The sequence below is a fragment of the Anaerobacterium chartisolvens genome, from assembly GCF_003337415.1.
Taxonomy (GTDB): domain Bacteria; phylum Bacillota; class Clostridia; order Acetivibrionales; family DSM-27016; genus Anaerobacterium; species Anaerobacterium chartisolvens.
In genome coordinates this window covers 232,239-241,587 of record NZ_QPJT01000005.1, presented here as the reverse complement: position 1 = coordinate 241,587, position 9,349 = coordinate 232,239, and the positions used below count along the sequence as shown (strand labels likewise).

Annotated in this window: 9 protein-coding genes and 1 other annotated feature; of the genes, 2 read left to right on the top strand and 7 right to left on the bottom strand. The window is 43.4% G+C overall.

The annotated features are described in order from the left end of the window. Positions 1 to 417 precede the first annotated feature (417 nt). Positions 418 to 472: a sequence feature (sodium ion sensor (DUF1646 type); this cis-regulatory element may regulate processes involved in with the transportation of sodium ions), on the bottom strand. Between the two features lie 78 nt (positions 473 to 550). From DFR58_RS06400 to DFR58_RS06390, 3 genes are all read right to left on the bottom strand, one after another. Next, positions 551 to 1,447 (bottom strand): Rpn family recombination-promoting nuclease/putative transposase, encoded by an 897-nt coding sequence (locus DFR58_RS06400; RefSeq protein ID WP_114296976.1) that lies wholly within the window; start codon positions 1,445 to 1,447, stop codon positions 551 to 553. A 137-nt stretch (positions 1,448 to 1,584) separates the two neighbouring features. Next, on the bottom strand, positions 1,585 to 2,094 hold the full coding sequence (nrdG, locus tag DFR58_RS06395) for an anaerobic ribonucleoside-triphosphate reductase activating protein (protein WP_114296975.1): 510 nt from the start codon (positions 2,092 to 2,094) through the stop codon (positions 1,585 to 1,587). 68 nt (positions 2,095 to 2,162) lie between these two features. Further along, positions 2,163 to 4,472: an anaerobic ribonucleoside triphosphate reductase gene (locus tag DFR58_RS06390; protein WP_114296974.1), complete on the bottom strand. Its 2,310-nt coding sequence runs from the start codon at positions 4,470 to 4,472 to the stop codon at positions 2,163 to 2,165. Positions 4,473 to 4,945: 473 nt separating this feature from the next. Between DFR58_RS06390 and DFR58_RS06385 the strand changes: the two genes are divergently transcribed. Together DFR58_RS06385 and DFR58_RS06380 are read left to right on the top strand one after the other, a co-directional pair. Next, positions 4,946 to 5,131, top strand: a complete 186-nt coding sequence (locus DFR58_RS06385; protein ID WP_114296973.1) for a hypothetical protein — start codon at positions 4,946 to 4,948, stop codon at positions 5,129 to 5,131. Between the two features lie 11 nt (positions 5,132 to 5,142). Beyond that, complete coding sequence (locus tag DFR58_RS06380) at positions 5,143 to 5,388, top strand: spore coat protein (protein WP_114296972.1); 246 nt, start codon at positions 5,143 to 5,145, stop codon at positions 5,386 to 5,388. A 28-nt stretch (positions 5,389 to 5,416) separates the two neighbouring features. On the opposite strand, the gene DFR58_RS06375 is transcribed toward DFR58_RS06380, so the two are convergent. The 4 genes from DFR58_RS06375 to DFR58_RS06360 all read right to left on the bottom strand — a co-directional run bounded on the left by DFR58_RS06375 (position 5,417) and on the right by DFR58_RS06360 (position 9,297). Next, on the bottom strand, positions 5,417 to 6,187 hold the full coding sequence (locus tag DFR58_RS06375) for an energy-coupling factor ABC transporter ATP-binding protein (protein ID WP_114296971.1): 771 nt from the start codon (positions 6,185 to 6,187) through the stop codon (positions 5,417 to 5,419). After that, positions 6,188 to 7,006 carry a cobalt ECF transporter T component CbiQ gene (cbiQ, locus tag DFR58_RS06370; RefSeq protein WP_114296970.1) on the bottom strand — a complete coding sequence of 273 codons (819 nt, stop codon included), beginning with the start codon at positions 7,004 to 7,006 and terminating at the stop codon, positions 6,188 to 6,190. 18 nt (positions 7,007 to 7,024) lie between these two features. After that, entirely contained in the window at positions 7,025 to 8,077 is a 1,053-nt protein-coding gene (locus DFR58_RS06365; protein WP_114296969.1) for an energy-coupling factor ABC transporter permease, read from the bottom strand. A 179-nt stretch (positions 8,078 to 8,256) separates the two neighbouring features. Beyond that, positions 8,257 to 9,297, bottom strand: a complete 1,041-nt coding sequence (locus tag DFR58_RS06360; RefSeq protein ID WP_114296968.1) for a peptidylprolyl isomerase — start codon at positions 9,295 to 9,297, stop codon at positions 8,257 to 8,259. Between the last annotated feature and the right edge of the window lie 52 nt (positions 9,298 to 9,349).

Here is a 9,349-nt window from a genome sequence, read left to right as displayed (position 1 = left end):
CCGAGGTTTATCCGCTTGGAGCTTACCGATGAATAGAAAAACGGCGAACAATAAAGTCCGCCATTCATCGTATAAGCTGCAGCAAGCGTTGGGTCGCTCCTCAGCGTCGCCCGATTTATGCTGCATTAAAATTATTAACACAAATTTGGTGGATTATTCCATTTACACTAAAAAATATTCACACCCCAGCCTCATTAAAAAGCATCAAAGGGGATAGCCTAAAGCCGATTTTTGCTTATCCCCTTGCTTTTTCCTCAATACGTTGACCTATCTCATGACATTGGCAGCTACAATTGCAACCGCTGTAGCGGCAGCAAGATATATAAGCGCAAAAATAATCCCCTTCCCCACCTTATTCATTGTCCTTCCCCCTTTTTCGTCTTTTTAAAAAAACAAAGGTGGAAAGCTCATATAAAGAGCCTCCCACCCCAGAAGCGAAATCTCTTGAAACAGACCTTAAGTCTGCCCAACCGACTGCAAATTATTTTTTTATATTCCAAGTATACCACTGTTTTTGTAGGATATCAAATCTGCTTAAAACACCATCAAATTATTTTATATCCTCAATCTCTTCCTCCGTAAGCCCTGTGACCCTGGCTATGTCGGAAGTCTTCATACCCATGCTGCGAAGGTTCTTCACTATACCCGTTTTTGCTTGCAGAGCGCCTTCTTGCTTACCCTCCTCTCTGCCCTCGTCTCTGCCCTCGTCTCTGGCAACCTTCTCCCTTGTCCTCTGATCCATAAGCCAGAGCTGCCTTGACTCATACTCCAACCTCTTTTGCTCGTCATTGCTTATAACCTGCAAATAATTGAACGCGTCCCTTATAGTCTCGTTTGTCTCAGCCATAATCTCCATCTCTCCCTTCGTCCTTGCACCTATAAACCTCATCCAGTCTATAGACGGGTCATTCATATCCGTTATCCCAGTCCCTTCTCTTACCTTCTTAAGCTCACAGAAATGCACCTCAACCACATCCGTCAGCCTGTGCCCCGTCTCATCCTCATTTAAGTGGTATACCGTGTGCATCTTATTCACAGGCAGAAATTCATAGTCCACTATATTTATTGCTATGCACTTTTTAAGTGCGTGAAAGGTTTCTCCCTCTTTTACCTGCATCGTGTACATCTTGCCCAAATAGTACAGCGTCCTCTCAGCCATAAACACCGACGGCAGCACCTGTATCTCTATATCCACCTGCTTTCCCCCGGAAAACCTCGCGCGTATATCAAGTATACCCTTTTTGTCCTCCTCGAACATCCTCGGCAGCTCGGTGTTGATAATTTCTATCCCTTCAAACTCCTTCTCAGGCAGCCTCAGTATGGCACTTAGCAGCGATATGAGCCTTTCCTTATGCTTAATGTCTCCAAACAAAAGCTTGAAAACAAAGTCCACAACAGGCAGCATTATAAAGTCACTGTCTTGTGCTGCTTTTGTATGCTTAGACATATGATTTCCCCTTTCGCAGCCTTCAATATACTATTATTTTACCAGAAATTTTAATGGATTAACATAGATTTGCTCTTAAAATATGCGGACAAGGGAACTTTAACTCTACAATAGCACAATTATAACAGCCCCATCAGCTACAGCTCAACCTCTACCACTCTGCCCAGTGCTCTGGATTTTTTCACATCTATTATCCTCTGATTCTCAGAGCCTTTAAACGCCAGCAAGGGATTCTTTCTGTCAAGCTCAAAGCGTCCGTCCACAAGTATATCGGTTCTGTCTATAAGCATTCCCCATTCGGGTCTTTTTTCACAGCCTGTTGTAATTTCCTCGTAGGTGTAGCCTGTGTATGTCATTACATCCATACCCAGCCTGCCCACCTTATATGCAAGCTCCGCAAAGCCCTGCCCCTGCTCAAACGGCTCTCCTCCGCTGAAGGTAATGCCTTTAAGCATTGGATTTTTGGCTGCAAGCTCAACAATGTCGTCAACCTCTATCACAGCACCGCCCTCAAAGGAATGGGTATGGGGATTGTGGCAACCCGGACATCTATGCGGGCATCCCTGTGCAAATACCACAAACCTTATACCGGGCCCGTCTACAATAGACTCCTTTACTATTCCCGCAACCCTTAAGATAGCACTCATCAGATGGGTGTCTCCTTTCATGCCTAAAAAGGCTGCCGCAAAGCATAATTTTGAGGCAGCCTTAAAGCTTACATATGCTTTACTCTGTCCCTTTCCTCGGCTTTTTTTGCATCATTGAAGCGCTCAAGCGTTCCTACGAGATAGCCTGTAATCCTCCTTATGCGCTCAAATGTTATATCCCCTTCACTTCTTCCGCATTTAGGGCATACCTCTCCTATAATCCCCGTATACCCGCAAACAGGGTCTCTGTCTACAGGATGGTTTACAGAGCCATAGCCTATGCCCGCCTCCTTCATCGTCCTTATTATTTTTTCAAAGGCCTGAAGGTTGTTGGTGGGATCTCCGTCCACCTCAACATAGGTAATGTGTCCCGCATTAGTCATCTCATGATAGGGAGCCTCAGTCTTTATCTTATCAAACGCATTTATTTCATAATAAACAGGTATGTGGAAGCTGTTTGTGTAATACTCCCTGTCGGTTATGCCTTCAATCGGACCAAAAATGTCCCTGTCAAATTTTACAAACCTTCCCGACGTGCCTTCGGCAGGTGTTGCAAGGAGTGTAAAATTCAGCTTGTATTTACTGCTCGCCTCATCCATACGCTTTCTCATATAGCCTATAATTTCAAGTCCCAGATTCTGCGACTGCTCCGACTCGCCATGGTGGCTGCCCGTCAAGGCCTTCAGGCACTCTGCCAATCCTATGAAGCCCATGCTTAGAGTGCCATGCTTTAAAATATCTCTTATTTCGTCATCCCATCCAAGCTTATCCGAATCAATCCATATTCCCTGTCCCATAAGAAAAGGAAAGTTTTTTACCTTTTTTCTTGCCTGTATTTCAAATCTTTCAATAAGCTGGTCTATAACGAGATCTATTTTCTTGTCTAGCTCCTCAAAGAAAATATTTATGTTTTTATTGCTTCTTAAGGCTATTCTGGGAAGATTAACAGTAGTAAAGCTCAAGTTTCCTCTTCCGTATATGATTTCTCTGGACGGGTCATGCACATTGCCTACCACTCTGGTCCTGCAACCCATATATGCGATTTCCGTCTCGGGCTTTCCGGGCCTGTAATACTTTAAGTTGTATGGGGCATCCAAAAACGAAAAGTTGGGGAAAAGCCTTTTTGCACTAACCCTGCAAGCCAGCTTGAACAAGTCGTAGTTGGGATCCTCAGGGTTATAGCTTACACCCTCCTTAACCTTGAAGATGTGTATGGGGAATATAGGTGTCTCTCCGTTTCCAAGCCCTGCCTCAGTGGCCAGCAAAAGATTTTTTACTACCATTCTTCCCTCAGGCGATGTATCTGTTCCATAATTAATTGAGCTGAAGGGTATCTGAGCTCCCGCTCTGCTGTGCATTGTGTTAAGATTGTGTATAAACGCCTCCATAGCCTGATATGTGTTCCTGTCAGTTTCGGCGCTGGTCTTTTCTCTGGCAAAAGCCTGAGACTTTGCAATAATATGCTCCTCAACAAAGGCACTCATGAGCTCTGTCTCAAGCTTCCTATACTCCTCGTCTCCCTCGAGGGATGGTAGCCTTCCATGCTTTGAAGCAATCTCCTCAAACATTCCTTTAATCTTTTCATTATACTCCTGGGTACCGGTCAAAAGCTCCACAGCCTTTAAAAGATTTTGCCTGTAAAGCTTTATATAGGTTTTAGCCACTCCCGGAGCCATTCCATAGTCAAAATTAGGTATGCTCTGGCCTCCATGCTGATCATTCTGATTGGATTGTATGGCAATGCATGTCAGCGCGGAATAGCTGTGAATGTCGTTGGGCTCCCTTAAATAACCGTGGCCTGTGCTGAAGCCTCCCTTAAAAAGCTCAACCATGTCTATCTGGCAGCAAGTAGTTGTGAGTGTCAGAAAGTCCATATCATGTATATGAATATCTCCCACCCTATGTGCCCCGGCATGCTCAGGCTTGAGAACAAACATCTCATAAAACTCCTTTGCTCCCTCGGACCCGTACTTCAGCATGGTACCCATGGCTGTGTCGCCGTCTATGTTGGCATTTTCACGCTTCAAGTCATTATCCTTAGCCTCCTTGAACGTCAGATCCTCAAAGATCTTCATCAGGCGGGTATTCATATCTCTTATGCGCGTCCTTTCGGCCCTGTATAATATAAATTCCTTTGCCGTTCTGGCGTGCCCTGTTTCTATAAGAACCTTCTCAACGGCATCCTGAATTTCTTCCACTCCGGGAACGTTTTTATGAAGATTTTTGTCTATGTAATCCGTAACCTTCTCCGCCAGAGTCATGGCAGTCTTATAGTCCTTTCCTCCCGTTGCACTGGCGGCCTTAAATATGGCGTTTGCTATTTTTTCAATGTTAAAGGGTGCCTCTCTTCCATCACGCTTTCTAATTTTTGTAATCACTATATCCCTTCCCCTCACGTTTATTAAAATTAATTGCTGCAAAGACACAATTAGAGCCTACCGGCAAAACCCGCCGACAGGCCGAAAAGTGCACAACCTTCCTATGCAATGCATGAGTCCTGCATAAGTAAAGCACCTGTATGTAATTATCTATAGCCGTCTAATAAGCTGCCTGATAAACTTACTAAAACTCACCAAGCCACTTGCTAAGCTAATTGCTAAGCTATTTGCTAAGCTACTCAACATTTAGACATTAGAATAATACCACACACAATATATAGTGTCAACAGTCCAAAATACCTATCTTTTTTTAATAAAGCTGATTACATCCCCCTTACAGCATAAATACTTTTTTCTTTACAAAAACATTATATATAATGTTTGCTTGTATTGCTCATATAATTATGAATATTAATCTTCCTTTTTTTTAATACTATAGCTTGTAAATTAAAATGTTGAAAGGAGATAATAAAATGTCACAATTAAACCATCTTGAGCTTCAAAATTTAAGACATCTTATAGGCTCACATAAAACATCGTATCAAAAGCTTCAAACATATGCACAGCAGTGCTCGGACTCTCAGGTTAAGCAATTGTTTGAAAAATCGGCACAGGATGCAATGAACACAAAGCAAAAGCTTATGTCATTTTTAAATTAGGAGGAAGCAAAATGAAGGAAAAGGATATGGTTAATGACGTTTTAAGCCAAATCAACAGTAGTCTTACCGGATATGCAAGTGTTATTTCCCAATCGTCAAACCCTCAGTTAAGGCAAACAATTCAGCAAATAAGGAACAGCTGCGAAACCTTCCAGTATGATCTTTATAAGCTGGCGGAGCAAAAGGGCTTTTATCAGCCTGCAGCACAGGCAAATCAGAATGAGGTTATGCAGATAAAATCCCAGTTGGGAGGGTAATAAATTTAAAAAAACAGGAGTCCTGCGCCTAATGGCCGGGATCCTGTTTTTTACTTCCGCACAGCGGGCAATTCTGCAAGCTTAGAGGGCTCTCCAATCCACATTCCTCCAGAAGCCTGCAATCGGCAAGTATGTCCCGTGCGAGTCCGTCAGCCGCTATCCTGCCCTCCTTAAGCACTATTGCTCTGTCGCATACCTCCATAACCATGTCCATGTCATGAGAGGTAATGATTTTAGTCTGACTGAGTTCCTTAAGCATGGATATTAGCCTGCGTCTGGCTTTAGGATCAAGAGAAGAGGTAGGCTCATCCATAACCAGTATGCCCGGCTGCATGGACAGCACTGAAGCAATGGCAGCGGCCCGCTTTTCCCCTCCCGACAGCCTGAATGGAGGGCGATCCTTCAAATATAATATCCCCACTGTTTGAAGTGCTTTTGTCACTCTCTCATTTACTTCTGCCTCATCAAGCTTATAGTTTCTGGGGCCAAAAGCTACATCGTCATATACATTTGCCATAAAAAGCTGGTCGTCAGGATCCTGTAAAACCATACCTATCCTTTGACGGACAGCCGTTAAGCTTTTGGGTGTAACCTTAAGCTCCTCCACCCATATTTCACCGCTTTGCGGCATTAGCAATCCCATAATAAGCATGAGCAAGGTAGATTTTCCCGCACCGTTTGCTCCTATAATCCCTATCGACTCTCCCCTTTTAATTTCAAAGGATATATCCCTTACAGCGGTATGTCCGTCGGGATAAGTATACACTAAATTCTTTACACTGGTGATATAATCGCTCATTTAAAGCACTCCCGTTATTAATAAGCCTATCAATGCAGGAATATTATAAATCCTCACTGCAGCAAAAAACAAGACCCATATGGCCAAATACGCAATATCCTTTATATTCATTGGAGCAAGCTCCCCGGTATTGTACTCACCATTGAAGCCCCTCATAAGCATAGCCCCATGTACGCGCTCGGCTCTGCCCAAGGTTCTTAAAAGCAATTGCCCCGCAAGAGATCCCCATGCATTCTTCTTGACACCCTTCCCGGAGCCCTTTCGGGCAGAGGCTCTTAAATTATATGCCGTCAGTACCCTTGCAGTTTCCTCCATCAACACCGATATATATCGATAGGTTAAAAGAAGCTGTAAAACAAATGCACGGGGAACCTTGAGCATCCGCAGAGCCTGCGCCGTTTTATCCATGCCGGTAATCGCAATAAGCAGCAGTGCCGACATCACCGTTAATGCTCCCTTTATAATCAAAGACATGCATGCGATCCATCCTGCCCCTATACTAACACCGCCTACGTAAAATACGCCGTGATCAAATAAAGGGTTTAATATTCCCATGCCTGCTATAAACGGTCCCGCCAAAAGCATTCTTTTAGCCACAGGCATCACGGGAATATCTCCCACAGCCAACAGTACAACAGGGTAAAAAACAAGCGGAAGCAGCGGAATAATATCATATTTCCCGAAGGATGAAGCAACAAGTATGTATGTGATTGCAGCCAACAGCTTTGCAACAGGGTGTATTCTATGAATAAAGGTTCCCTTGCGGGCGGCCATATCAAAAAATCTTATAGTGTAGAGCGAATTAGTAATATTAGTCATAATAAAAATATTGGGCTGTTATGCCGCGCCCGCCTTTTTACCTCTCTTTATCAATGCTATTGCCAAACCGGACAAAGCTGCCAGAGCCAGCGTCATTACTCCCCCAACCAGCCCCGAGACACTTGTTCCCGCATTGACCGAGGGCCATCGCTCCCCACCGCCTTCGGCACCTTGCTGTGCTTCTTCCTCCGGCACCTTAAAGCCATAGTCGGGCAAAAATGCCGTCTTGCTTTGAATATCCGACATGGTGGTGTGAACCTCTCCTGAGGACTCAATCTCACTGTTTCCGTTAGTATTAAACACAGACCATTCCAGTCCGTCGGGATATGATGACGCAAACCACGACAGCATTCCCCCTGTTATGACAACAGCAGCAGCAAGTGCTGCAACCACTCTTTTTACCGATACATTCCCTATAGGCTCGCCCTGTGCGCTTCTTTCAACAATTTCGGGACGCGCCTTCCATATAAACACCACTACTGCTGAGGTAATAAGCCCCTCCACTATTCCTATGGCAAGATGAATAGGCTGCATCATAAGAGTAAATGCTGCAAACGGCAATTCCGTTTTCCCCGAAAACAGGGTTTGCAGCACCACGCTGAAGGATCCAAGCTGAAGCCCGATAACTGCCGTGAGCATGGAAGCGGTAAAAATACGTCCCGCTGAAAAGCCCCTGTGTATAATTCTTCTGTAAATAAGTTGGTAGGCAACAAAGCATGTATAGAACCCCATATTGAAAACATTGCATCCAAAAGCCAGCAAGCCCCCATCAGCAAAAAACAATGCTTGTATGGCCAGTATTGAGGCCATAGTGAGAAATCCGGCATAAGGCCCAAGCAGGATGGAAAGAAGCATTCCTCCTCCTATGTGGCCGCTTGACCCCGTCATGGGTATGGAAAAATTAATCATCTGTGCCGCAAATACAAAGGCACCCATAACACCCATGATAGGAATTTTTTTCTGTTCAAGATCATCACCGGTTTTTTTAATAGAGTAAGCAATAGCTCCGACAGAAGCCGCCCACATAATTCCTCCAACAGCCGGTGATATCAAAGTGTCAGCCATATGCATAAATACACACCTCCAAAAGCAAAAATTTAAACCCAAAAAGATCCCTTTATCCGGTATCCTTTTGGGTTCATCCCAAAGCAGATCAGTCAAATTATAAGGTAATATACTATAAATCCAAAAGCCTTCGTGGCTTTAATTTCCAAAATTTAATATATCACAATTTATATGGCTTAGTCAATTTATATCTTTATGTCACTGAGCTTCTTTTCATTTTTAGTAACTATGAACTGGGCTTCCTTCTTCCACGTCTCCATCTGCTTTGCGTAGTCTTCATTGAATTTACTGCTTACCATTTCATTCTTAACACTGTCCTTTACCTCATCAAAGCTTGGTATGTTGAGCTTTTCAAGCTTCATTACATGATATCCGTAGCTTGTTTTTACAACCCCGGTATCACCCTCCTTATGCTCAAAAGCCCAATTTTCAAACTCCGGAACCATTTGGCCGTCCTTTTTAAAGGTATATTCCCCTCCGGTGTCCTTTGAACCCGGATCCTCGGAATATTCCTTTGCAAGCAGCCCGATATCCTGTCCGGAATTTACCTGAGAAAGAATACCGTTTGCCTTTGCCTCCGCCTCTTTAATCTTATCCTCGGGAAGAGCTGCTCCGGCATCATCTATAGTTTTTATTAAAACATGCTTAATCGTTACTTCTCCATATTTTCCAGGATCACTGTCATATTCGGCTTTTATCTCTTCATCGGAAAATGTGATTTTTTTTGATTCCTCACTTCTGAACTTTTGTGTTAAAGAAAATTGCTTATATATTGATTTAAAGCTTTTTTCGTCAACACCATACTGCTCTTTAAGCTGCTTGTCAGCCTCTAAGGCGCTTCCGAAGCTTTCTATAAATTGATCGAGATTTGCGTTAAGATTTTTTAACTCCTCACTGCTCAAAGCTATTTTCTGCTCTCCAGCCTTAACCAGCTCTATTTTGTATTCCACCGCCTTATCAAGGGCAGTCTCACGTATTAATTCCTCTATTGTCTGATTTCCTACCTTCGTCTTCATCTCCGTCTCTCCTAAGGTGGTAATTCCTAATGTAGTCTTAACTTGATTTTCCGCCAGACTTAAGAAAAACTGATATTCTTCCTTTGAGATTTTTTTGTCCCCAACCTTTACGACATAATTATTAGAATTGAAATAATAAATACTGCCTGATATCGCAAGGGCAACAACCAAAACCACAGCAATTATGATATAAAGCCGTTTTCTGTTCAATTTTATCTCTCCTCATCCTATTATTTAGTTCTTCTGAATTTTACGGGAAAGA